Raw genomic sequence first — 23,436 nt, 5'->3', positions numbered from 1 at the left:
CAGGACTTGCCCCGACCTCCGCTCATCCCCGCGCAAGCGGGGATCCAGGGCCCTGGGTCCGAAGCCTCTCGCCGTGTCGCCCTGGGTCCCCGCCTTCGCGGGGACGAGCGGAGGGTCGGGCCCGCTTTCACGGGACGAGCGGACGTCGGGGATGCCCCCGCTACGCCACGCTGCGCAGCGGCACGGCGATGCGGTGGCGCTGGATCATCGCCTCGTCGACCTCGATCCCGAGGCCGGGGCGATCCATCACCTCGGCATGGCCGCGCGCGATCGCGACGGGATGCGCCGTCACGTCGCTGCCGAGCGCCTGGCAGGTGAGCGTCAGGCCCCAGGCGAGGCCGGGCAGCACGGCCGCGGCATGCAGGGCCGCGGCGCAGGCGATGCTCGACTCGCCCGTCTTGCACGAGAGATTGACGCCCATGCCGAGCCGGTCGGCGAGCCGGCCGGCCTCGACGACGGCACGCAGGCCGCCGAGCTTGATCGCCTTCAGGCTGACGCCGTGTGCCGCCCGGCGCTCGTGGTGGCGGCGGATGTCGTCGATGCCGTGGATGCCCTCGTCGGCGCCGAGCGCGATCGGCGTCGCCGCGGCGATCTCGGCCATGCCGGCGAGATCGTGCGCCACGACCGGCTGCTCGACGAAGTCCAGCCCGGCGTCCGCGACGGCACGCACGAAGGTCAGCGCCTGCTCGACCGAGAATCCCTGGTTGGCGTCGGCCGAGACCAGCGCCTCCCCGTCGAGCAGCGCGCAGATGGCGCGGGTGCGCTCGGCGTCGCGCTCCGGCGTGTCCACGCCGACCTTGATCTTGAACGCCGTGTAGCCGTCGGTCGCCTTGCGGGCCGCGTCGGCGAGGTCGCCGGCGCGGTCGCCGCCGCCGACGACGCCGAGTAGCGCCGCGCGGTCGCGCCTCCGCTCGCCCAGCAGCGCGTGAACCGGCCGCCCGGTGGCGCGCCCGACGAGGTCGTGCAGGGCGATCTCGAGCGCCGCCTTGGCGCCGTGATTGCCGTACATGCGCGCGTCCATGGCGGCCAGCGCGCCGTCGATGTCGGCGGGATCGCGCCCGTCCAGCACCGGCGCGAGATGGCGGATCGCCGCCGTCATGCTCTCGATGGTCTCGCCCGTCATGGTCGGGGCGGAGGCCGCCTCGCCCCAGCCGACCGTGCCGTCGGCGGCGACGACGCGCACCAGCACGTTGTCGGCGCGCCGCACCTCCTCGCCCGCCATGATCACCGGTTTCTTCATCGGCAGGCCGACGGCGATCGGCTCGACGCTCGCGATGTTCACGTTGGATGCTCCGAGACACACAGGCGACGAACGCCTTCGTTTCCCCTCGTGGTGCGGGCACTCCGCAGAGCGCGTCTCGAACCACGCGGCCAACGGGCAAGCCGAATTCGACCGGCCTGCCCACCATCGATGTCCAGATCGGCCGTAGCCGGTCCGGATGCGCCGGGGCCGCATCCTTCGAGGCCCGGCTGCGCCGGACCTCAGGACGAGGCGGCGAGGCTCGAGTCGCCGCGCCCTCAGCTCTTCGCCTTGATGCCGGCCTTGGTGATGACGTCGCGGAACATCGCGACTTCGCGTGCGACGCGCTCCATGTGCTGCCTGCCGGTCTTGGCCTGCACCTCGAAGCCCGAGCGGGTGAGCTTCTCCCGCATCTCCGGCTTGGCCAGCAGCGCGAGCGTCTCCTGCTCCATCCGCCGCACGAAGTCCGGCGCGGTGCCGGCCGGCGCCAGCAGGGCCGTGTAGGTCTCGAACACGAATCCCGGCCAGCCGGCCTCCACCATGGTCGGCACCTCCGGCAGGTCGTGCCAGCGCCGCTCGCCGGTGACGGCGAGCGCCCGGATGGTGCCGCTCTTGATGTAGGGATGCGCCGGCGCGAGCACGCCGGAGGAGAGCTGCACGGTGCCGCCGAGCAGCGCCTTGAGGGCCTCGCCGCCGCCCGAGAACGGCACCGTCGCCATGCCCTGCAGCCCCTCGATCGACTTCAGCACCTCGGCCTCGAGCTGCGGCGTGGTGCCGACCGGCGGGACCGAGACGTTGAACTTCTCCGGGCTCTTCTTCGCCAGCGCGACGAACTCCTTCATGGTGGAGACGCCGAGGCTGGGCATCACGGCGAACACGTTCGGCGAGGTCGCGAGCTCGCAGATCGCCGAGAAGTCCTTGAAGGGATCGTAGGGCAGCGTGTCGTAGAGGCTCGGATTGACCACGAAGGCGCTGGTCGCGAGCAGGATCGTGGTGCCGTCCGGCTCGGCGCGGGCGACGTGGCCCATGCCGATATTGCTGCCGCCGCCGCCCTTGTTCTCGACATAGACGGTGCCGCCCATCTGGTCCTGCAGCGCCGCCGCGACGATGCGGGCGATGATGTCGGACGGCCCGCCGGGCGAGTTGGCGACGACGATGCGGAGCGGCCGGTCCGGATAGGCCGCGAAGGCGGGACCGCTGCGCAGGATGGCGGGGGCGGCGAGGCCGAGCGCGGCCCCGCCGAGCACGAAGCGACGTGAAACGATCGCACGGGGCCGCGATGCGGCGCCCGCGCCGTTCGAGCTGGTCATGACTCCTCCCTGACGACTTTTTTGTCTCGCCGTTCTTCGAACGACGCTTGTTCGCCGCACGGCGTTCGCCGTGTCGACGCGGGTCAGGTTACGGAGCGATGCCGTGGCGCGCAACCGCGCGCTTCGCCGCGCGAAGCCGCGTTCCGGCATGCGATACGCCGGCCCGCCGCCGGAGCGGCGCGCCGGCGGCCGTCGGAACTACTTGGTCCTGGCGCAGACGAGTCGTGCCTCGGCCGGCACCGTCTCGCCCGCCCAGGTCGCGGCGACGAGGGTGCGCTCGCCGGGATTCGGCACCGCGGTCAGCAGCACCTCGTCGGCCTCGCAGCTCGCCTGGCACGGCGCCTGGCCCTGGCAGGACTTGGTGACGACGCGGATCGGCGCCGCGGCAGGCGCGGCCTCGCCGCGGTCTCCCTTGGGCCCGACCGGGCCCTGCTGGCCGGTGGGACCGGCCGGTCCCTGCGGCCCGGCGGCGCCGGCCACGCCCGGCGCACCGGCAGCTCCCGGCGCTCCCGCCTCGCCACGGTCGCCCTTGTCGCCCTTCGGGCCGGCCTGACCGCAATTGGCGACGACGATGTCGCGGGTGTCGGGCTCGGACTTCACCGTCACGGTGCAGTCGCCCGGATGATAGGCGGCCCGCCAGGTGAAGCGGCGGTCCTTGCCGGAAACGACCTCGAAGCGGTCGTCGAAGGTGACCTTTTCGTTCGGGCGCGTCACCCGCCCGATGACGACGATCTCGCCGGCCTCGATGCGGGCGGCCGAGATCTCGATCGCCGCCTCGGCCGTCCCGACGGCGAGCAGGCTCGCCATCACCCCCATGGTGATCGTTCGCATGTGCTTGTCGTGACCTTCTGCTGACGGACGGGCCGGAACCGGCCCCCGCGCATACAAGCACATGTCGCCGGGGGTCGCGACAGGCGCGTGCCCGACCCGGCGGGCAGGCTTTCCGTCGCAGCGTCAAGCCCGGCGGCAGACCCGCCGGGCGCCGGAGACGCCGGCTCACGCCGCACCGGCGGTCCGGCGGTCCGGCGGTCCGGCGTCGGTGTCGAACGGGTGGCGTCGCGGCCGCCGGCAGCCCGGCGGCCGGACCGGGCGTCAGGACGGCGAACCGCCCGGCTTGCCCATCTTCGTCGTCGTGTCGGCGACCGCCTTGATGGCGGTCTCGCTGAGGTCCTTCACCTGCTCGGTCATGACCTGCATCTGGGTCTGCAGGAACTCCGTCTGCATCTTCAGGACTTCCTGGACGTCCTTGGCGGCCATCAGGCTCTGGGCGAAGTCGAACGCGCTCGCGACGTTGCGTTCGGCATAGCTCAGAACCTTGTTGCTCAGCTCGGTTCCGCCCAGCATCGGCATGCCCGGCACGCCGCGCTGGAAGAACTGGAGATAGCTGTTAATCGCAGAGCGAACCTGCTCCATGCTCTGCTCGGTCATCTTGCGGAGGTCAGCGGGCATTTCAAAGGGCGTCCCGGTCTTCATGACGATCTCCTGGGAACACACCGGCCGGCGGAGCCGGCGGGCGCGATGCCGATGAACAATTGTGAGCGAACGCCCGCATGATAGGCACGGCGGACGCGCCCGGTCAAAAGATATTGCAGTGCGTCAAAACGGCCGTATGACGATGCCGCCGCACGACGGCGGGCCGGTTCAGCCCCAGTGCTCGGCCGGCTGCTCCAGGAGCGCCACCACGAGGGCCAGGGCCGCGTCGAAATCCCCCATGTCCATCGCCTCGTCCGGATTGTGGCTGCCGTTCCGGTTCCGGATGAACAGCATGCCGGTCGGCACGCCGGCGTTGGCGAAGGTCGCGGCGTCGTGGCCCGCGCCGCTCGCCATCTCAATCGGCGCGATCCCGGCGGTCGCCGCGGCCGCCCGCATCTGCGCCAGCAGCCGCGGCGCCATCACGGCGGGCGTGCTGCCGCCGAGCGGGCCCAGCTCCAGCCGGACGTCCCGGCGGGCGGCGACGTCGAGGCCGGTCTCGACCAGCCGCCGGCGCACCTCCTCCAGGGTCGCCTCGCTCTGGCTGCGCACGTCGATGCACAGCCGGGCCTCGCCGGCGACCTTCGAGAAGGAGTGCTGGGCCGGGTCGGTGCCGATCATGCCGAACGTCACGGCGAGGTCGTGCCCGTCGCGCTCCATGCGCTCCCACAGAGCCTGCATGGCCATGACGAACTCGGACGCCGCGACCACGGCGTCGCGCCGCAGCGTCCGCGGCGTCGCGCCGGAATGCGCGTAGGCGCCGTGGAAGGCCGCTTCGCGGAACCGGAAGCTGCCGCGGATGCCGGTGACGAGCCCGAGCGGCCGGCCCTCGGCGACCAGCACGGGTCCCTGCTCGATATGCGGCTCGAGATAGGCGACCGTCCGGGCGCGATCGATCCGGCTCGCGCCTCGGCGCACCGCCTCGGGATCGAAGCCGAGGTCGCGCATGTGCCCGGCGAGCGAACGGCCAGTGTCGCTGCGCACCACCGCGTCGAGCACGTCCGGCGGCAGGCAGCCCAGCGCCGTCTTGCTGCCGATGTAGCTGTGCGGAAACCAGCAGCTCTCCTCGGCCCGCAGGCAGAGCACGCAGAGATCGAACGCCGGGACGGTGCCGAGCCGGGTCAGCGCCGCGGCCGCGGCGAGCCCGAGGATCACGCCGGCGGCGCCGTCGAAATTGCCGCCGTGCGGAACCGAGTCGAGGTGCGATCCGACATAGACGGTGCGGCCGCGGTCGGCGCCCCGGAAGGTCAGGAACTGATTGCCGGCGGGGTCGAAGACCGGATCGCCGCCGAGATCCCCGGCCGCCTCCGCCATCAGGGCGAAGGCGGCGCATTCGCCCGCGCCATACGCCGCGCGGGTGACGCCCGGGGGATCCGCGGTGCCGCCGGCGAGCGCATCGAACAGGCGGGCCGCTAGGCGCGAGCCGTCGGCGAGCGCCTCGGCGCGGCGATCGTCGGCGGCTCCGTGCATCGCCGTCCTCCCGGCCGCGCTCACGCGCGGCCGCCGGCCTTCATCAGCTTCGGCACCACGGCGCGGGCGGCGTTGAGCACCATGGCGGCGTCGTTCTGGTACGGGATCCAGGTGCAGCCCTTGGCGACCCAGCTCTCCGCCATCTCGGGCGACTGCGCCGACAGGCCGTAGGGCACGCCGTTCGCCTTGCAGATCGCGAAGACCTTCTCGTACGCCTCGTGCAGGATCGGGTTCTGCATCTCGGCCGGGATGCCGAGATCCTGCGACAGGTCGTCGGGGCCGATCATCACGCAGTCGACCGCGCCGGTCTTCAGGATCGCGTCGAGATTGGCGATCGCCTTCTGCGTCTCGACCATCACGATCAGCATGGTCTCGCTGTTGAGATGGGCGAGCATCTGCTTCGGGTCGCCGGCGAAGTAATCGGTGTGCGGTCCGCGCAGGTTCATCGGCCGGCTGCCGATCGGATAGTAGCGCGTGCCCCTGACGATCTCCATGAACTGCTCGGCCGTCTCGACCGACGGCAGCAGCAGCCCCTGCGCACCGGCGTCGAGCGGCCGGGTGAGGTCGTGCGGCTTCAGCGTGCCGGGCGGCCGCACGATCGGGGTGAGGCCGCACTCGCGGGCGTACATCGACAGCATGCCCACCGTCTCCATGTTGAAGTCGGTGTGCTCCATCTCGATGATGACGAAATCGAAGCCCGAGGTCGCGAGGATCTTCACGACGCGCGGATGCGGGCACAGCGTGATCCAGGTGCCGAAGGCGGGCTTGCCCTCGCGCTGCAGGGCCTTGACCTTGTTGCTCTTGATCATGACGTGACTTTCCAAGGAGTCCGGGAACGATGGGGTCGGTCAGGCCGGTGCGGCGACGCGGCGGCGCGCCCACACGTCGGGATCGACCAGGTATTCGGGCCGGCGGCCGGCCAGGACGTCGACGACCTGCCGGGCCGTCTCGACGGCGGTGCGCTCCAGCGCCTCCTCGGTCGCGCCGCCGGTGTGCGGCGACAGGAGGATGCCGTCACAGGCCGTGTAGGGATGGCCGGCGGGCAGCGGCTCCGTCTCGAAGACGTCCATGGCGGCACCGCGCAGGTGGCCGCCGTCGACCGCCTCGATCAGCGCCTCCGGCACCACCAGGGCGCCGCGCGCGGTGTTGACCAGCACGGCGCCCTTCTTCATCGCGCGCAGCCGCTCGCGGTCGAACATGCCGCGGGTCTGCGGCGTGAGCCGCTGGTGCAGCGAGACGATGTCGGCCTCGGCGAGGGCCCGCCCGAGATCGCCGACCGGGACGCAGCCGGCCGCGCGGATATCGCCGTCGTCGGCGCTCGGGCTGTAGACCTCCACCCGCATGCCGAAGGCGAGACGGGCGATCTCCGCCGTGCGCCGGCCGATCTTGCCGAAGCCGAAGATCAGCAGCCGCTTGCCGGCGAGTTCGTGGAAATCGCGGGCATAGCGGTAGTCGAAGTCGCCGGCCCGAACCGCACGGTCGCACTCGCGCACGCGCTTGATGATCGCGATCATCTGCGCGATCGCGTGCTCGGCGACCGACTGCACGTTGGCGGTCGGCGTATAGACGATCGGCAGGCCGATCTCGCGGGCGTAGCCGACGTCGACCGGATCGTAGCCGGTGCCGTGATTGCCGAGCACGGCGAGCCGCGGCGCCGCCTCCATGGCGGCCCGGTTGAACCCGGCGTTGCGGGTGATCGCGGCGACCGCGTCCTTCGCCTCGCGCGCCACCACGTCCATGGTCGCGGCGCTCGCCTGCCGGACCTCGAGCCCGGCCTCCTCCAGGATCCTGATCCCGCCCGGATGAATCGGCTGGACCAGCAGGCACAGACCGCTCACGCCGCCCTCTCCTTCGCGCGCGCGTCGAACGCCGCCTTGGCCTCCACGGTCGTGACGAACCTCGCCCCGTTGTTCGGCACCCAGGCGAGGAACTGCTTGAATCGCTCGATCCACGCCGGCTCGCCGACCGAGCCGGTGTGGAACAGCGAGTGCACGATCTGCTGCTCGCCGGTGCGCTGCGCCCGCTCGCGGATCACGTTGAAGACGCGCTGCAGGTTGGACAATTCCGACTGCTCGACATGCAGGAGGTTCTTGTAGGCGGCGCCGTCGCCGTCGGCCCCGATCGGGATCTCGAACACCTGCGAGCGCGCCTGGCCGGCGGCCGGCAGACGCGGATTCATCGGGAGATACCAGCCGGTCGTCTCGGCATGCACCCAGATCGCCTCGCGGTCCGGGTGGTTGCCGCCGGGCGAGCACGAGCAGTCGATGAACACGCCGGTCTGCGGCAGGAGCTCGTTCATGAACGGCGTGTAGGCGTAGTGTCCGCCCCGGTACGCCACCGGCCTGATGCCGGCGTTCTCGAGCCGGCGCTTGCAGTCGAGATAGACCGTGGTCATGTGGTCGCGCTCCATGTAGCGCGTGCCCTGGCCCTTGATCTCCTCGTGCAGATGGATCGACAGCTCGGCGCCGCCCTCCACCGCCTCGCGGTACACGTCGAGCATCTCGCCGTCGTAATAGCCGGTGCGGCAATAGGTGCCGGAGTGCGGCGACAGGATGAACTTGCCGCCCGTCATGTCCTTCAGCATGCGGCACAGGCCGCGGGTCTCGCCGACGCTCTGCTCGACCTTGGGCGGATCGACCCGGAAATCGCGACCGGGATCGAACGGCGCGTAGACCAGCCAGTTCACGTCGATGAGGGGGACGAGGAGAACGTCGGGTCGCGCACTTTCCGCCATGTCGAACTTTCCCGAGACCGCATTGACACCAGGTGCGGCCGCCGGGACGTCCGTCGTCCGCGCGAAATATATGCGACGGTTCCGATTGCGTCTTCCAATCGAATGATCTAAACGATTATTCGATGAACCGAAATAATGTCACCATCCGGCAACTGCGCGCCTTCGTCCTGGTGGCCGACAAGGGCAGCTTCGTTGCGGCTGCCGACACCCTCGCTCTTTCGCAGCCCGCTCTCAGCCATTCGATTCAGCAGCTCGAGGAGCAGATCGGCAGCGCGTTGTTCCACAGGACGACACGCAGCGTGAAGCTCACCGGCCTCGGCATGGGCTTCCTGCCGACCGCCCGCCACCTGCTCCGCCAGATCGACACCTCGATCGCCGACATCCAGGAGGCCGCCGCCCGCAAGCGCGGCCGTGTCGTCGTCGCCTGCCTGCCCTCGATCGCCTTCCGGCTGATGCCGGCCGTGATCGCCGGCGAGGCCTCGCGGCTCGGCCTGCGCGTCGTGGTGCGCGACGTCAATCTGACGGCGATCACCACGGCCGTCCTGGACGGCCAGGCGGATCTCGGCATCGGCAGCTTCGAGACCGCGGCACCGTCGCTCGACGGCGTGGTGATCGGCCGCGACCGGTTCTACGGCGCGTTCCCGAAGTCGCATCCGCTGGCCCAGAAGGCCGAGGTGACCTGGGCCGAGCTGCAGGGCCATCCGTTCATCGCGATGACGCTCGAGCACGGCATCCGCAACCTGATCGACAATGCGATCGCGCCCCACAATGTGCGGCTGTCGATCGCGTCCGAAGTGTCGAACCTCGTGACGATCTACGGCCTGCTCGAGCAGGGCGTCGGCATCACGGCGCTGCCCGGGCTGGCGCTGCCGCCCGGCGAGCATCCCCTGCTCGCCTACCGGCCGTTGAAGGACCCGGTGCTGGAGCGGACCATCCGGGTCGTGTGGCGGCACGGCATCGGCCTGTCGCCGGCGGCCCGGACCATCGTCAAGGCGATCACCGGCGTGATCTCGGACGGCAAGGTGCTCAATCAGGACGACGGCATGACGCTCTCGGCCGCCGCCCTGTCCTTCGCCAACGACCCGCCGCCGACCAGGACGCGCGCCACCGCCGGACGGCAACCGGCGGCCCGCCCGACGCTGCGCGCCGAGGCATGATTTTCGCATAGATGGTCTTCGCCTATCGGCTTCTGCACGGGTGCGTCGGTACGAATCGGTCGGTCGCGTCATCTGCGCGCCTCGATCGGCACAGATCGTCGCTCCCCATGTCGTGATCGGCGGGCCGCGATCCGGTCCCGGCGGCCCGACGTATAACAAGCGTCAACGTGGCTACGGAGAACCCCCGCTCCATGCTTCCCCTTTTCGATTCGCTCCACCGATGCGCGGGCGGCCGGTCGATCGCCGCGCACGACGACGACGCGACCGGCGACGTGCGGCAGCCCATCGTCATGGGGACCGGCGAACGCCCGTACAGCATCGCGGCCGGCCTCGCCCCGGTGCTGCGCCGAACCGTCGCCGGGCGCTGCACGGCGAACCCGAACTGCGTCGTCGCCGACCGCTGCCCGGCCACCCCGTCGATGCAGCGCGCCTGCACGGCGGCGTTCCAGACCTGGGTCCGGCGCACCATGGCCGCCGCCGAAGCGCCGGCCGTATCCGTGGAAAAGTGGCGCTGACCTTCCCTTTCCGGATCACGGGGTCGGGCCCCGTGCGCTGCGTCGCCCGCGCAATCGCGGATGTCCCGATCACCGGGCGTTAAACCTCGCGGTGCACGATCGCGCCTGAACAGCAGGCGATCATGGGCGACGCTGAGCTCGACGACAGCGGCCGGTCCCCGACCCGGTAGCGTTCGCGACGCCGGGAGCGGACGCTCCTGCTCGGGGCCCTGGCCCTGGCCCTGGCCTTGGTCGCCGGCGCCGTCATCCGCGTGGTGGCCGGCAGCGACGCGCCGTTGTGGATGGACGAGGCCGTGACCGGCGTCGTCGCGTCGCAATCGAGCGTCCGCGACATGGCCCTGGCGGCCCTCGGTGACCCGAACGCGCCTCTCTTCTACGTCCTGATCCACGCCTGGACCGGCATCGCCGGCCTGGGCAATGCCGCGTTGCGGTTCCCCAGCCTCGTCTGCGGCCTCCTCACGCCGCTGATCGTGCTCGTCCCGACGTCTTCGATCAGCCGCGACGTCCGTCTGCTGTGGTGCGCCCTGCTGGCCCTGTGGTGGCCCGGCCTGATGTTCGCCCAGGAGGCGCGCTGCTACACGTTGCTGCTCGCGCTCGCGACCGGCACCACGGTCGCCTATGCGCGACTGCTGACGGCGCCGACCATCCGCCGTGCTCTGGCCTGGACGGGCCTCGGGGCGCTGACGATCCTGACGCACTATCAGGCCGGGGCGCTGATCGGCGTCCAGGGGCTGACCTATCTGATCGTCCACCGCCGGGGCGCGATCCGGACCTGGCCGGCCCTGCTCGCCTTCGTGCCGGTCGCCGCCTGGATGGCGCTGCACGCCGAGACCTTGATCCGCTTCGCCGATCCGCGATTCGCCTGGTACCCGATCGTCGATCGTCGCCACATTCCGGTGGTCGCCGGATTCCTGTTCGGGATTCCGGCCCTGGCGGCCTGCACCGTTCTGGCCGGCATCGTGCTGCTGGCGCGGCGCCTCGCGAGCGGACCAGCGGATCGCGCGCCTCTGCCGCCGCCCCTCGTCGTCGTCGCCACCTCGGCCGGCGCCCTCGCCGTCATGCTGGCGATCGGGGCGGTCCGGCCGGCCTTCACGATCCGCTATCTGGTCCCGTGCGCGCCCGGCATTCTTCTGGGCGCCGTCCTGGTGGCGGAGCAGATGAGCCGGCGGATCGCGGCGAGCGGGCTCGCTTACGTCCTCCTGTTCGGGATCGTCGCCGCGACCTGGGCCGCCGACGGCGCCGTGCCGCCCTACAAGCGCGAGCTCGAGATCCAGACGGCCTCCGAGGCGATGATGGCGGCGGGCACCGAGCGCGTCGTCTTCGTCTGGGACAATCCGCTGGTCGACGCGATGGACCCGCGTTTCGTGCAGGAGCTGGGTGGCTTCTTCTTCCGCCGGGCGGACATGCCGGTCGCAGTCCAGGCCGTCCAGAGCAAGGACGTCCGGCGGCTCGCGGCGACATGGTCCGCCGCGCCCGCCCGCACCGGGCTCTTATGGGTCCACGAGCCCGAGTTGCACGGCCCCGCCGCCGCCCATTTCCGCCCGGCCCCGCTCTCCGACCCGGCCTGGACCTGCAGCAGGACCGGCCAGGGCGCCGTCGGCGTGACGGCCTGCCTGCGGATGTGAAAGCGGACAGCCCCCGGCCAGGACGGAACGCAAGCGAAACCCGTGTGTCTCGCCCGGAGACTCCCGCCGAGCCCCGAAGCTCCGCCGCGACCGGCCGCAGCTACGATCGGCTTCCCATGGCCAGCTCGGCGATGCGCGCGTCGGCGCGGCGGAGCCGCCGGCAGAGCTCGCGATTGATGTTCTGCATCACCATCGCGTAGGCGCGGAGGTCGGCCCTGTAGTACGTGTAGAGGTTCCGGGCCGTGAGCTCGTACAGCACGGTCGCACTCTCCGCGACGACGGTCGCCGATCTGTTCTGGACTTCGATCAGCGTCATCTCGCCGAAGAAATCTCCGGGCCCGAGCCGCGCGATGGAAAGCGGGCGCCCCGCGTGGCCGCGCTTGCACACCGCCAGCTCGCCGGACTGCACGACATACATCGAATGGCCCGGCTCTCCTTCCGACACCACCGTGGCGCCGGCCTCGAAGCGGCATTCGGCCAGCATCGAGATCAGGAGATCGAGGCTCGCCGCCTGGAGCCCACCGAAGAACGGCGTCGCGACCAGGAACGCCTTCAGCTCGGGGGAACTGGCGGCCATCCGCCCACTATACGGCGCCGGCCTCCGATGCACACGCCCGGCGGCCGCGATCGTGCGGCCTTCCGCCCTTCCCGCCCGGCCCTCATTGATCCCTGCCTTGCGCGGTCGTAGGGTCCGCGGGCCGTCGCCCGACGGCGACCGCATGCGCCCCGCACGCCGGGCGCACCCTGCAACGATCACGAGAGACATCATGGCGTCGATCACGCTCCGGCGTCCGGACGACTGGCACGTTCATTTCCGCGACGGCGCGGTGCTGCGCACCGTCGTTCCCTTCACGGCGCGCCGCTTCGGCCGCGCCATCGTGATGCCGAACCTGACCCCGCCCGTCACCACGGCCGCGATGGCGTCCGCCTATCGCGAGCGCGTGGTCGCGGCGATCCCGGCGGGCGTAAGGTTCACGCCGCTGATGACCTGCTACCTGACCGACGGCACCGACCCGGCCGACCTGATCGCCGGCTTCCGCGACGGAGTCTTCACCGCGGCGAAGCTCTATCCGGCGCACGCGACCACCAATTCGAGCCACGGCGTCACCGACGTCGCCAACATCGCGTCGGTGCTGGCGGCGATGGAGGCGGCCGGCATGCCGCTGCTGGTGCACGGCGAGGTCAACGACCAGACGGTCGACATCTTCGACCGCGAGGCCGTGTTCATCGAGCGCGTGCTGGACCCGACCCGCAGGCGCTTCCCCGGCCTGAAGGTCGTGATGGAGCACGTCACCACCAGGGAGGCGGTGGATTACGTGCGCGCCGGCGGCCCGCTGATCGGCGCCACGGTGACGCCGCAGCACCTGATGATCAACCGCAACGCCATCTTCCGCGGCGGCATCCGGCCGCACTACTACTGCCTGCCGGTCGCCAAGCGCGAGGTGCACCGCCTCGCGGTGCGGGCGGCGGCGACGAGCGGCGATCCCTCGTTCTTCCTCGGCACCGACACGGCGCCGCATCTCAGGCACCTGAAGGAGGCCGAGTGCGGCTGCGCCGGCCTGTTCAACGCGCCGGCGGCGCTCGAATGCTACGCCACCGTGTTCGCCCAGGAGAACGCGCTGGACAGGCTCGAGGCCTTCGCCTCGCTCAACGGTCCGGCCTTCTACGGCCTGCCGCCCAACGAGGAGCGCGTGACCCTCGTCGACACGCCGCCGACGCCCGCCGCCGAGATCCCGGTGCCCGGAGAGGGCAGCCTGCGCGCCTTCGGCTCCGACGAGGGCCTCGGCTGGAGCGTCGTCGACGCGGCCGCGTGACCCTCGGTCCGCGTCCCGCCGATCGCCTCGGATTCACCCCTCTCCCCTCGCGGGAGAGGGAAGACGAGGCGAGCCACCGTCAACGCGGACGCCGCGCCGGCTCTCGCCGCGGCTCGGATTTCGACTCCACCGGCGGCTTGCCGTCCGGTGACGCGGCGGCCGGGACGACCTCCCAGGTGCCGGCGCCGATCCGGTCGTTGACCTCGATCCGGCCGTCGTCGCGGATGCAACGGTAGCTCGCCGAGAAGGTCAGGGTGCCGTTCGGCGCGAAGCTGCGGCGGTCGGTGGCGACGCAGTTGCGGCCCGGGATCGAGCCCTCGGTCTCGACCATGTTGCCGCGGCGGACCCCGTTGGCGCGGCCCTGGTCGATCTCGATGCGCACCTGCTCCTTGTCGAACCGCCAGGTGCTGACGAAGCGGGTCTTGGGATCGTCGCGGAACCAGGCCGTCACCCTGACGGTGCCGACGGCCGGCGGCACCGCGACGGCCCATTGCGACTCGAGGGTGAGCGCGTGGCGATCGAGGAGCGCGTCGAGCGACCGCAGCGCTGCCGTGCCGGCGGCCCCCTGCCCGACCAGCGCCTTGCGGACCTGGTCGACCGCGGCGAGCGTCGACTGGCGATAGGCGGCGTCGTAGACGTAGCGGGCGCGCAGCCGCCAGGGCTCGTCGAGCGCGGCCCGCATCGACGCGGCGTCGGGAGCAGCGGCGAACGCCTGCGCCGCCGGCCCCTCACCGGTCGCGGCGGCGCGCAGCCATGCCGCGAGCGCGTCGACGGTCGCCCGGCGGGCGGTGATCTGCGGATGGATGCCGGCCAGATACTTCAGCTGGCCCGGCGTCGGCCGCTTGCCGGCGGCGATGAACACGTCGCGGAAGATCTCCTCGACCGGAACGTCGCCCGGCAGCCGGAACCACTCGTCCTCCGCCTCGTCCCACAGCAGCGCGACGTCGAACACCTTCTCGGCCGGCGCGGTCCTGGGCCGGTGCAGCTCCGGCGGCGCGGACGGGACATAGACCGACGCGTCGGCGAGCGTCTCGCCGTACTGCGCGACGAGCTGGCGATAGCGTGGATCGTCCTGGCCGCCGCGCGCCTCGCCGGCGAGGCGGTCGCGGTCGCGCGCGGCCGCCAGCCGCTCGCGCAGCGGCGCCGCCGCCGCGGCGAGAACTCCGACCGCCTGCCGATAGGCGGCGAGCGCCGTCCCGACATCGTGCCCCGCGGTGCCGCCGACGGCCGCGGCGAGCGCATCGACATCGTCGGGCTTCACCGTGGCGAGCAGCAGACCCGCCTCGTGACCGAGATCGTGCCAGGACGGGACGAGGGCCGCGAAGACGGCGAAGCGCGCCAGCGCCTCCCGGTGGGACCCGAGGCTGTCGCGGGCGCGTGAGAACCCGAGATCGCCGGCTTCGGCGCGGCGGCGGGCCGCGAGCGCGTCGAGGGCGTGCTCCAGTGGCTGCAGGGTGCCGCGGGTCGTCGCGGCCGCCGCCGTGAGGCTGGCGAAGTCGGTCGCGATCGTGGCGTCGGCCGACGGCCCGGGCGCAGGGCGCACGGATGATTCGGACGGCTGACCGGACGCGGACCCGGCGGCGATCGGGAGCAGCCCGACCGCGGCCGCCACCGCGACCCCGCCCACGAGCGATCGAAGCATCGACCGACCGTGACGCCTCACACTCAGTCTCTCCTGTCCTCGCCGTCCTATCGCGCGGCTGCCGCTCCGCCGGCGGCCGGGGTGCTGGCGGCCGCGGCGCGGACAGCCGGACCGCGGGCGGCCGGGCCGAAGCCGGGCAGCGCGCCGAGCGCCTCGCGTCCGAGATCGAGCCAGACTCCCATCATGTCGTGCTGCAGGTCGAGCGCCTGGTTCACCAGCTCCGACCAGGCGCGCTCCGCGAGCAGGAAGCCGTTGTCGGCGGGCGGCGAGGCCGGCGCGCCGGCGAGGCCGATCAGCGGCACCAGGGGCGCGACCAGCGGGTTGGTGTTGCGCACCGCCCGCTGCACGGCGACCAGCGCGTAGTCGCGCGCCTCGAGCGACATCACGCCGGGCCCGAACGTGTAGGCACAGATGCGGTCGCCGACATGGCCGAGTGTGCGGAGCTGGCCCTGCAGCCGCAGGCCGTGGTCCCAGCCGAAGCGCTCGGCCGCCTGGGCCACCCGCTGCATCATGCGCTCGCCCTGGCGGGCGAGCTCGCCGGCATCGACCATGGTGCGCGAGAACAGCCGGTCGGTACTCAGGGACGGTGCGGCCGGCGCAGCCACGGTCCCTCGCGCGACGCTCTCCATGGACGCCCCCTGACGGCTCGTCGTTTCCACCCTCGCGACCGGCTCCGCCGACCGCGACCCGACAGCGCCGGCGGCAGCCGGCGCCCCGGATGCGTTCACTCGGCGGCCTTCACGAAGCCGGGCATCGAGCAGGCGGACCGGCCGGTCCGGCACCAGTGGATATAGAGCTGGGCGAGCGCACAGGAGACCAGCCTGGCGCGGTCGTTGTCGGCCCGGCTGGTGAGGATGATCGGCACCCGCGCCCCGATCACCAGGCCGGCCGACTCGGCGCGCGCCACGAAGGTGAGCTCCTTGGCCAGCATGTTGCCGGCCTCGAGATTGGGGACGATCAGCACCTCGGCCCGGCCGGCCACCAGCGAGGTGATGCCCTTGGTCTTGGCCGCCCCGACGTCCATGGCGTTGTCCATGGCGAGCGGGCCGTCGACGATGCCGCCCTTGATCTGGCCGCGCTCCGCCATCTTGGAGAGCGCTGCGGCGTCGAGGGTCGAGGGGATGTTGGGGTTGACGGTCTCGACCGCCGACAGGACGCCGACCCGCGGCGTCTCGATGCCGCAGGCGCGGGCGAGGTCGATGCCGTTCTGCACGATGTCGACCTTGGTCGCCAGGTCGGGCGAGATGTTGACGGCGCAGTCGGTGATGAACAGCAGGTGGTCGAGAGTCGGGACGTCGAGCACGAAGGCGTGGCTGAGCTTGCGGACGCCGCGCAGGCCGCCGTCGCGCTTGATCACCGCGTTGAGCAGCGCCTCGGCCTTGACGTTGCCCTTCATGATGGCCGCGGCCTTGCCGGTGTTGATCAGGCCGACGGCGCGCTTCGACGCCTCGCGGTCGTCCGCCACGTCGATCAGCTCGAAACGGCCGATGTCGACGCCGAGATCCTTGGCGGCGGCGCGGATGCGGCCGCCGTCGCCGACCAGGATCGGCACGATCAGCCCCTCGTCGGCCGACAGCACGGCGCCGCCGAGCGCGTGGCGGTCGTCCGGCCCGACCACGACGGTCGGCAGCGGCGGCAGCCGCTTGGCCACCGCGATCAGCGGGGCGAAATGCTCGTGGTCGTCGAGGATGAGCTGCGGCAGCTCGCCCGCCTCGGTGACCATCGTCTCGGTCGGCACCTCGACCTCGGCGACGCCCTGCACCACCAGGCGGCCGTCCGCCTCGCGGATCGTGGTCTCGAACAGGGCGAGCGGCTTCTCGCGCTTCTCGATACACTTGACCTCGATCCGGAGGCGCGAGCCGACCCGAACCCGCTCGACGAAGTTGAAGCTCTGGGCCCGGTACAGCGTGCCGGCGCCGGGCAGCAGGGTGCCGAGCACGGCCGACACCAACGACCCCACCCACAGCGAGGGGGCGACCGGCTCGCCGCCCGTGGTGACCTCCATGGCGGCCGGGACCGGGAGCGGATTGAGGTTTCCCGAAACGTGCGCGAACAGCGTCAGGTCCTTCGCCGTGCAGGTCCGGTCGAGCGCCGCCACGGCGCCCACCTCCAGCTCGTCCCACGTCGTATTGCGCACGCTCGTTCCTTTCATGGCCGCTCTCCCTAGAATGGTTGACCGGCGGTCTTGAAGCGCGGCCCGGAAAGGCACGACGCTCGCCGCCTGCGGACATGCTACCGGGCCGGCCCGCAAAAATCTTGCTCCAAGTCAATCTTGCTCCAGGTCAAAGTCATCGCACCGGGCTTGGGTCCCAATTGGGAACCGAGCCGCCCGCCGGCCCCGCGCCCGCCCAGATCGACAGGACCCGAACCCGTGAAAGCCGCCGATGTGATGACCCGGACCGTGATCACGGTCGCCCCCCACGCGCCCGCCCGCGCCGTCGCCAAGATCCTGCACAAGAACGGAATCAGCGCCGTGCCCGTGGTCGACGAGGCGGGCGCGCTGCTCGGCATGGTGAGCGAGGGCGACCTCATCCCGCGCGACCAGCGCGACCGCGAGGCCCGCCGCGACTGGTGGCTGCGCGTCCTGGCCGAGGGCGAGGAGCTCAGCCCCGAATTCGTCGCCCACCTGGAGAAGGACCAGCGCACCGCCGGCGAGGTCATGACCGCCCCGGTCGTCACCGTGCCGGAGGACGCCGACATCGTCGAAGTGGCGGCCGTGCTGGCGCAGAACCGGATCAAGCGCGCCCCGGTGGTCGCGGCCGGCCGCATGGTCGGCATCGTCAGCCGGGCCGACCTTGTGCGGGCGATCGCCGGCAACGGCCATGCGGCCGAGCCGCCGCCGTCCGAGCGCAGCCCCGACCCTCTCACCGCCGCCGAAGAACACCTCACCGCCTTGCAGGCCCGCATGCACCAGAAGACGCCCGGGGCCGCCGCGCCCGCCACCACCCCGACCACCCCGAAGCCGGACGAGGAGCTCTCCGCCGCCGGCTTCCGCGGCCTCGTCGAGAGCCACGAGAAGGACGAGGACGCGCTGCGCGCCGACGCGCATCGGCAGGCGCAGGAGAAGCGCCATCACGAGGCGAACGAGATGCTCGCCGCCGAGCTCACCGAGGCGATGTGGAGCCGCATGCTGCACGAGGCCAGGATCGCCGCCGAGAAGGGCGAGGCCGAGCATATGCTGCTGCGCTTCCCCTGCGAGCTGTGCACCGACCACGGCCGCGCCGTGAACGTGCCCGACCCCGAATGGCCCGCGACGCTGCGCGGCCTGCCGGCCCGCGTCTTCCTGCGCTGGAAGGACGAGCTGCGCCCCAAGGGCTTCGGCCTCACCGCCCGCATCGTCGACTTCCCCGGCGGCGTCCCGGGCGACGTCGGGCTGTTCCTGCACTGGGGGAAGTAGCACGGGCGCCAGGCGAACTGGCCGTCGTTCCGGGGCGCCACGCCGCGGCGACCCCGGACCGCGTCCTCACCTCCGCCCGTCGTGAACCACCGACCCCGTCGCTGTGGATTCCGGGCCCGCGGCCCCTGCCGGTCCGGACCGTAGGACGACGGGCGCGTTCCACCCGACCGGATCTGAAACAGAGCGGATGTGAAACGGAAACGGGCGCCGCAGGGGCGCCCGTTCCGGTTCGATCCGTGGAAAGACCCCGCCCGCTCAGGCGGCCCGCACGGCGCCGAGGAACTTGTCGACCTGCTGGCGCAGGGCGGCGCCGTCCTTGGACAGCTCGCGGGCGGAGAGGAGGACCTGGCCGGAGGCCGCGCCGGTCTCGGTGGCGCCCCGGTTGACGTCGGTGATGTGGCGGGCGACCTCGTCGGTGCCTTTGGCCGCCTGCTGGACGTTGCGGGCGATCTCGGCGGTCGCCGCGCCCTGCTCCTCCACGGCGGCCGCGATGGCCGCGGCGATCTCGGCGATCTGGCCGATGGTGCCGCCGATCTCCTTGATGGCGACGACCGAATCCTGGGTCGCCCCCTGCATCTCGGCGATCTGGGCCGAGATGTCGCCGGTCGCCTTGCCGGTCTGGGCGGCGAGCGCCTTGACCTCCTGGGCGACCACGGCGAAGCCCTTGCCGGCCTCGCCGGCCCGGGCCGCCTCGATCGTCGCGTTGAGGGCGAGCAGGTTGGTCTGCTCGGCGATCGCCGTGATCAGCTTGACGACGTCGCCGATGCGTCCGGCCGACTGCGACAGCGCCGTGATCCGCTGGTCGGTGGTGCGGGCCTGGGCGACGGCGTGCGCGGCGATGCGGCTCGAGTCCTGCACCTGCCGGCCGATCTCGCCGACCGACGACGTCATCTCCTGGGTGGCGGACGCCACCGCGGCGACGTTGGCCGAGGCCTCCTCGGAGGCCGCCGCGACGTTGCCGGCGAGCGTCTCGGTCTTCTCGGCCGTGGCCGTCATGGCGCCGGCCGCCGCCTCGAGGGCGCCGGAGGCCTGCGAGACGCGCTGGACGATCTGACCGATCGCCGCCTCGAACTCGCCGGCGAGCCGGTGCATGGCGGCGCGCCGCTCCTCGGCGGTCTGCGCCTCGATCGCCTTGCGGTCGGCCTCGAGCTGCTCCACCCGGGCGAGATTGTCGCGGAAGGCGAGCGCCGCACGGGCCGCCTCGCCGATCTCGTCGTGGCGGGCCGTGTAGGGGATCTCGACGGCGCGATTGCCGTCGCCGAGGCTGCGCAGCACCTCGCCGATGCGGCGGACCGGCTTGCCGATCGACAGGCCGCCGAACACCGCCGAGCCGATCTGCACGGCGACGACGAGGAGGCCCAGCACGACCGAAATGGTGGTCGCCCGGCTCACGCCGGAGATCAGGTCGGAGGCCTCGGCCTTCACGGTCTGGGTGGTGGAGGCGACCGTGTCGTCGATCAGCTTGTCGATCTCGCCGACGATCGGACGCAGGCGCTTGTCGAGGACCTCGCCCTGGGCGGCGCGTGCCGCGACGGTATTGTCGATCACCTCGGAGAAGCGGGCGAGGTTCTTGTCCAGGCCGTCGAGCTCGGCGACCAGGGTCGGGTCGGTCAGCTTGGCCCGCCCCTGACGCAGAATCTCCTGCGCCTTCTTCTGCAGCGGCGGGATGCGGGCGGCCTGGGCCGGAAGCTCGGTCGCATCGTAGCGCCAGGACACGATGCGGGCCGTCTTCGACACAGAATCCGCCTGCCGGACCAGCGCCTCGACATCGGCCCCGTTCGGCTGGGCTTCGAGCACCTTCGACCCGACGAACGCATCGAACGACTTGTTCCAGACGCCGAGCACCTGGTCCCGGGCGACCCAGAGCTCGAAGATCTTCTCCTGCAGCCGGCCGATCTCCTCGACCGCCTTGTCGTAGGCCGAGATCAGGCTGGCGGCGCGGTCGATCCGGTCGAGATTCTCCTTGAGGAGCACGGCGCCGCGCATGTCGCCGAGATACCGGGCGGCCTCGGCCGCGGTCTCGCGGAAGCTCTTGAGGGCGGTGTCCACCTCCCCCTTGGACCGCGCCATCTTGATCTCCCGGTAGGAGACCCGCATCTGCTCGAACGCGACCTGGGCCCGACCGGCGTCCTGGATGAGCTTCTGCCGCGTCAGTGCCGTCTCGGTCGCCGCGATCGTGTCGCGACCGCTGAAGAAGACGTTTCCGACGAGCACCGAGACGAGGGCGATGCCCACCATGGCCGACAGCGTCAGCTTGGCGCCGACGCGCAAACGAAGACCCCGCATGTCATTCCTCCGAGCACGGGCGCCGACTGTTTTTCGGTCTCGGTGGCGCTCGTCTCCGCGCATTAGTAAGGGGGGTAGAACCTTGCAGAGCGGTAAAGAAGCTCTGCGAGCAGCGCATAGGGGCAGGTGCCGTCCGCACGAATTCGCCGGACCCTGCTTCGCTCAGCGACTGTCGACCGTCGTCTTCGACATCCGGCGCCATCCCGGGCGGCCCCGGCGCTTTGGTCGCAGGGAACGATACGACCAAAGAGTCGCGGCGGACGGTGCCTGCACCTTGCGGCGCCCGCCGCAATCGCCCAAACTCGCCTGACTGTCATAATCGCAATTGCATTGCCGGTGCACGCCGTATCGACCCCCGACGGCGCGCGCCCAATCGTCCGGACACCGGCGCGAGAAGCGCCGAGGCACGGAGCGAAACGCCGAAGACACGCCTCGGCCCGCCTCGGCGGGCCGGCGGACGAACAGAGGCAGAGACGTCCCGGTCGTCGATCCGGGGGACGAGGGTCGCCGCATTCAACAAGGAGGAATTCGGACCATGCGCGTTGCAGTCATCACGGGCGGTATGGGGGGCTTGGGCGAGTCGATCAGCGTGAAGATGCACGCTGCCGGATACCGCGTCGCCGTCACCTGCTCGCCGGGCAACAAGCACGTCGACGAGTGGCTGGAGAACCAGAAGAAGGAAGGACGCGAGTTCAAGGCGTATCAGGTCGACGTCGCCGACTACGAGTCTTGCAAGGAATGCGTCGCCCGCGTCGCGAGCGAGGTCGGTCCGGTGGACGTGCTGGTCAACAACGCCGGCATCACGCGCGACTCCATGTTCCGCAAGATGACGTTCGAGCAGTGGGACGCCGTGCTGCGCACCAACCTCTACTCGGTGTTCAACATGTCGAAGCAGGTGATCGACGGCATGCTGGAGCGCGGGTGGGGCCGGATCATCAACATCTCGTCGATGAACGGCGCCAAGGGCCAGTTCGGCCAGTCCAACTACGCCGCGACCAAGGCCGGCATGTACGGCTTCACCAAGTCGCTGGCGCTCGAGGTGGGCCGCAAGGGCGTCACCGTGAACACCATCTCGCCCGGCTATCTCGGCACCAAGATGGTGCTGTCGGTGCCGAAGGAGGTGATGGACACGAAGATCCTGCCGCTGATCCCGGTCGGCCGCCTCGGCGCACCGGACGAGATCGCCGACATCGTCGTCTTCCTCTCGTCCGACAGCGCCGGCTACATCACCGGCACCGACATCGCGGCGAACGGCGGACAGTACATGTGATGCGGAGGCCGTGATCCGGACGATGTGATCCGGGCCACGTGACGAGCAGCGCCCCCGCGGCCGAGGCGGCGGGGGCGGACGACCGGCCGGCGGCCGCGGCGTCACGCCCCGGACCGTTTGTCGTGGCCGGCCGCGAGCCTCAGCCGCAGCCGCCGCGCACCATTCCGATCATCAGGTCGACGATCTCCGGACTGGCAGTGCCCTGCCGGCGCGAGGCGCGCCACGCGAAGAAATCGACCGCGTGGGCGATGGCGGCGTCGCGCTGCGCCTGCCGCTCCGGCGGCACCTCGAACGGAGCCGCCAGGATCTCCCGCATGCGCACCCAGTGCCCGGCATGGTCGGCGCAGAAGCGGCGCAGGTCCGGCGCGTCCTCGACGTCCCGCATGATGTTCCATAAGGCCGGAGCGAGCCGCTCGAAGAAGACATAGAGCTCGCCGAGACCGTGCCGCAGCCGCTCCTCGGGATCCGCGATCGCCGTCCACGCCTCCGGGTCCGGCGGCGGGTTGTCGCTCCAGAACCGTTCCGCGCAGGCATCGTACAGCGTCTCGAGCGTCGGAAAGTGCCGGTAGACGGTCGGACGCTCGACCCCGGCACGTTCCGCTATGGCCAGAATACTGGTGCGGGTCGGACCGATGCTGCAGTGCAGATCGACAGCGGCCGAGACGATCTTTTGACGCGTCGCATCCTGGCGGATCGCGCGCCTTTTAAGCTCGTACTTGCGAGCCATTGCTGTATTCCGAAATGTACTGTCGAATGGTTGCCGTCTTCGACGACTTTAGAATGGAGCTAGTACATTAATATCTTCTGTTGGAGAAGAAACCCTCTTTAACGACCCGCCCTTTCCCGATCCGGGACAAGTTGACGCGGGGCGACGTCCGGCGCCGTACGGGTTTCCGCCGGGTCCGCGGCCGCGGCCGCGCGGCGTTATCTCGGCCTTCAGGCTTCCGTGCGAGAACGGCCCATGCGGGTGCGGCCGGTCGGCGCCGGGCGCCGCCGTTGCGGTCGAAGGCCAGTTCCGAGCGAAAGGACCAGAAGATGTCGCGTACCGGGATCATCCTCGCGGCGGGGCTCGCCGCCACCGTCGGGTTCGCCGCCGACGCCTCCGCGCAGGCGCCGCACGCACCTCCGGGCGCGTATCACCCGGCGCATCATCCATACGCCAAGGTTCGACACGGCAAGGCCTGGCACCGGCACGCGCGGCCGGCCCCCGTGCATGCCTACGGCTATTCGTGGCAGCCCGGGCAGGGATGGTACGTGTCGTGGCGGCCGCGGCTGCCGCCGGCCCGGTACGGCGTCGTGCCCGTGGCGGGTCCGGTGCCGTACGGCGCCTACGGCCCGGTCGGCTGGGCGACGCCGGCCCAGGACGGCACCATCTACGCGACCGACGCGCGCCGCATCTACGCCTATCCGACCTATGTGGTTCCAGCCGCGACGGCGGCGACCTACGGCACCGGCTGCGTCGGCATGTCGGGCTGCGCCTGGACGCTCGGCGGCTGGCGCTGAGCG

The 23,436-nt window shown here is 71.4% G+C and carries 21 protein-coding genes; 7 read left to right on the top strand and 14 right to left on the bottom strand.

The window, feature by feature from the left end; all coding sequences use genetic code 11:
- Positions 1 to 160: 160 nt before the first annotated feature.
- The 8 genes from J2S22_RS01680 to J2S22_RS01645 all read right to left on the bottom strand — a co-directional run bounded on the left by J2S22_RS01680 (position 161) and on the right by J2S22_RS01645 (position 8,224).
- On the bottom strand, positions 161 to 1,282 hold the full coding sequence (locus J2S22_RS01680; RefSeq protein WP_272779352.1) for a mandelate racemase/muconate lactonizing enzyme family protein: 1,122 nt from the start codon (positions 1,280 to 1,282) through the stop codon (positions 161 to 163).
- A gap of 236 nt (positions 1,283 to 1,518) precedes the next feature.
- Positions 1,519 to 2,550 (bottom strand): Bug family tripartite tricarboxylate transporter substrate binding protein, encoded by a 1,032-nt coding sequence (locus J2S22_RS01675; RefSeq protein WP_272779353.1) that lies wholly within the window; start codon positions 2,548 to 2,550, stop codon positions 1,519 to 1,521.
- A 198-nt stretch (positions 2,551 to 2,748) separates the two neighbouring features.
- Entirely contained in the window at positions 2,749 to 3,381 is a 633-nt protein-coding gene (locus tag J2S22_RS01670) for a collagen-like protein (protein ID WP_272779354.1), read from the bottom strand.
- Between the two features lie 261 nt (positions 3,382 to 3,642).
- Positions 3,643 to 4,023 carry a phasin family protein gene (locus J2S22_RS01665; RefSeq protein WP_272779355.1) on the bottom strand — a complete coding sequence of 127 codons (381 nt, stop codon included), beginning with the start codon at positions 4,021 to 4,023 and terminating at the stop codon, positions 3,643 to 3,645.
- Positions 4,024 to 4,191: 168 nt separating this feature from the next.
- Positions 4,192 to 5,490: a hydantoinase/carbamoylase family amidase gene (locus J2S22_RS01660; protein WP_272779356.1), complete on the bottom strand. Its 1,299-nt coding sequence runs from the start codon at positions 5,488 to 5,490 to the stop codon at positions 4,192 to 4,194.
- 20 nt (positions 5,491 to 5,510) lie between these two features.
- Positions 5,511 to 6,299 carry an HpcH/HpaI aldolase family protein gene (locus tag J2S22_RS01655; protein ID WP_272779357.1) on the bottom strand — a complete coding sequence of 263 codons (789 nt, stop codon included), beginning with the start codon at positions 6,297 to 6,299 and terminating at the stop codon, positions 5,511 to 5,513.
- A 39-nt stretch (positions 6,300 to 6,338) separates the two neighbouring features.
- A complete protein-coding gene (locus tag J2S22_RS01650) occupies positions 6,339 to 7,328 on the bottom strand; it encodes a hydroxyacid dehydrogenase (protein ID WP_272779358.1) in 990 nt (329 codons plus the stop codon).
- Positions 7,325 to 8,224: a hypothetical protein gene (locus tag J2S22_RS01645; RefSeq protein WP_272779359.1), complete on the bottom strand. Its 900-nt coding sequence runs from the start codon at positions 8,222 to 8,224 to the stop codon at positions 7,325 to 7,327. Before J2S22_RS01645 ends, J2S22_RS01650 begins: the two co-directional genes overlap by 4 nt.
- Before the next feature lie 122 nt (positions 8,225 to 8,346).
- Between J2S22_RS01645 and J2S22_RS01640 the strand changes: the two genes are divergently transcribed.
- The 3 genes from J2S22_RS01640 to J2S22_RS01630 all read left to right on the top strand — a co-directional run bounded on the left by J2S22_RS01640 (position 8,347) and on the right by J2S22_RS01630 (position 11,521).
- Entirely contained in the window at positions 8,347 to 9,381 is a 1,035-nt protein-coding gene (locus J2S22_RS01640; protein WP_272779360.1) for a LysR family transcriptional regulator, read from the top strand.
- 191 nt (positions 9,382 to 9,572) lie between these two features.
- Positions 9,573 to 9,896 carry a hypothetical protein gene (locus J2S22_RS01635; RefSeq protein WP_272779361.1) on the top strand — a complete coding sequence of 108 codons (324 nt, stop codon included), beginning with the start codon at positions 9,573 to 9,575 and terminating at the stop codon, positions 9,894 to 9,896.
- Between the two features lie 227 nt (positions 9,897 to 10,123).
- Positions 10,124 to 11,521, top strand: coding sequence for a glycosyltransferase family protein (locus J2S22_RS01630; RefSeq protein ID WP_272779362.1), 1,398 nt, complete (start codon positions 10,124 to 10,126; stop codon positions 11,519 to 11,521).
- 100 nt (positions 11,522 to 11,621) lie between these two features.
- Here the strand turns inward: J2S22_RS01630 and J2S22_RS01625 are convergent, their stop codons facing one another.
- Positions 11,622 to 12,098, bottom strand: a complete 477-nt coding sequence (locus tag J2S22_RS01625) for a Crp/Fnr family transcriptional regulator (protein WP_272779363.1) — start codon at positions 12,096 to 12,098, stop codon at positions 11,622 to 11,624.
- Positions 12,099 to 12,288: 190 nt separating this feature from the next.
- Here J2S22_RS01625 and pyrC point away from each other — a divergent pair, with 190 nt between their 5' ends.
- Positions 12,289 to 13,335, top strand: a complete 1,047-nt coding sequence (gene pyrC, locus J2S22_RS01620; protein ID WP_272779364.1) for a dihydroorotase — start codon at positions 12,289 to 12,291, stop codon at positions 13,333 to 13,335.
- Positions 13,336 to 13,414: 79 nt separating this feature from the next.
- On the opposite strand, the gene J2S22_RS01615 is transcribed toward pyrC, so the two are convergent.
- The 3 genes from J2S22_RS01615 to J2S22_RS01605 all read right to left on the bottom strand — a co-directional run bounded on the left by J2S22_RS01615 (position 13,415) and on the right by J2S22_RS01605 (position 17,129).
- Positions 13,415 to 14,878: a hypothetical protein gene (locus J2S22_RS01615; protein WP_272779365.1), complete on the bottom strand. Its 1,464-nt coding sequence runs from the start codon at positions 14,876 to 14,878 to the stop codon at positions 13,415 to 13,417.
- Positions 14,879 to 15,024: 146 nt separating this feature from the next.
- Entirely contained in the window at positions 15,025 to 15,582 is a 558-nt protein-coding gene (locus J2S22_RS01610) for a hypothetical protein (protein WP_272779366.1), read from the bottom strand.
- A 119-nt stretch (positions 15,583 to 15,701) separates the two neighbouring features.
- Entirely contained in the window at positions 15,702 to 17,129 is a 1,428-nt protein-coding gene (locus J2S22_RS01605; protein WP_272779367.1) for a bifunctional enoyl-CoA hydratase/phosphate acetyltransferase, read from the bottom strand.
- A 219-nt stretch (positions 17,130 to 17,348) separates the two neighbouring features.
- Here J2S22_RS01605 and J2S22_RS01600 point away from each other — a divergent pair, with 219 nt between their 5' ends.
- On the top strand, positions 17,349 to 18,374 hold the full coding sequence (locus tag J2S22_RS01600) for a CBS domain-containing protein (protein ID WP_272779368.1): 1,026 nt from the start codon (positions 17,349 to 17,351) through the stop codon (positions 18,372 to 18,374).
- A gap of 255 nt (positions 18,375 to 18,629) precedes the next feature.
- Here J2S22_RS01600 and J2S22_RS01595 read toward each other — a convergent pair whose 3' ends face one another.
- Positions 18,630 to 20,660, bottom strand: a complete 2,031-nt coding sequence (locus tag J2S22_RS01595; protein ID WP_272779369.1) for a methyl-accepting chemotaxis protein — start codon at positions 20,658 to 20,660, stop codon at positions 18,630 to 18,632.
- 535 nt (positions 20,661 to 21,195) lie between these two features.
- Here J2S22_RS01595 and phbB point away from each other — a divergent pair.
- Complete coding sequence (gene phbB / locus J2S22_RS01590; RefSeq protein ID WP_272779370.1) at positions 21,196 to 21,930, top strand: acetoacetyl-CoA reductase; 735 nt, start codon at positions 21,196 to 21,198, stop codon at positions 21,928 to 21,930.
- A gap of 139 nt (positions 21,931 to 22,069) precedes the next feature.
- Here the strand turns inward: phbB and J2S22_RS01585 are convergent, their stop codons facing one another.
- The gene (locus J2S22_RS01585) at positions 22,070 to 22,657 is read right to left on the bottom strand and encodes a TetR/AcrR family transcriptional regulator (RefSeq protein WP_272779371.1); all 588 of its coding nucleotides are present in this window, start codon (positions 22,655 to 22,657) and stop codon (positions 22,070 to 22,072) included.
- A 308-nt stretch (positions 22,658 to 22,965) separates the two neighbouring features.
- Between J2S22_RS01585 and J2S22_RS01580 the strand changes: the two genes are divergently transcribed.
- On the top strand, positions 22,966 to 23,433 hold the full coding sequence (locus J2S22_RS01580) for a hypothetical protein (RefSeq protein ID WP_272779372.1): 468 nt from the start codon (positions 22,966 to 22,968) through the stop codon (positions 23,431 to 23,433).
- Positions 23,434 to 23,436 lie beyond the last annotated feature (3 nt).

The organism is Rhodoplanes tepidamans (assembly GCF_030813915.1).
Classification (GTDB): Bacteria; Pseudomonadota; Alphaproteobacteria; order Rhizobiales; family Xanthobacteraceae; genus Rhodoplanes; species Rhodoplanes tepidamans.
This window is presented reverse-complemented; position numbering and strand designations above follow the sequence as displayed.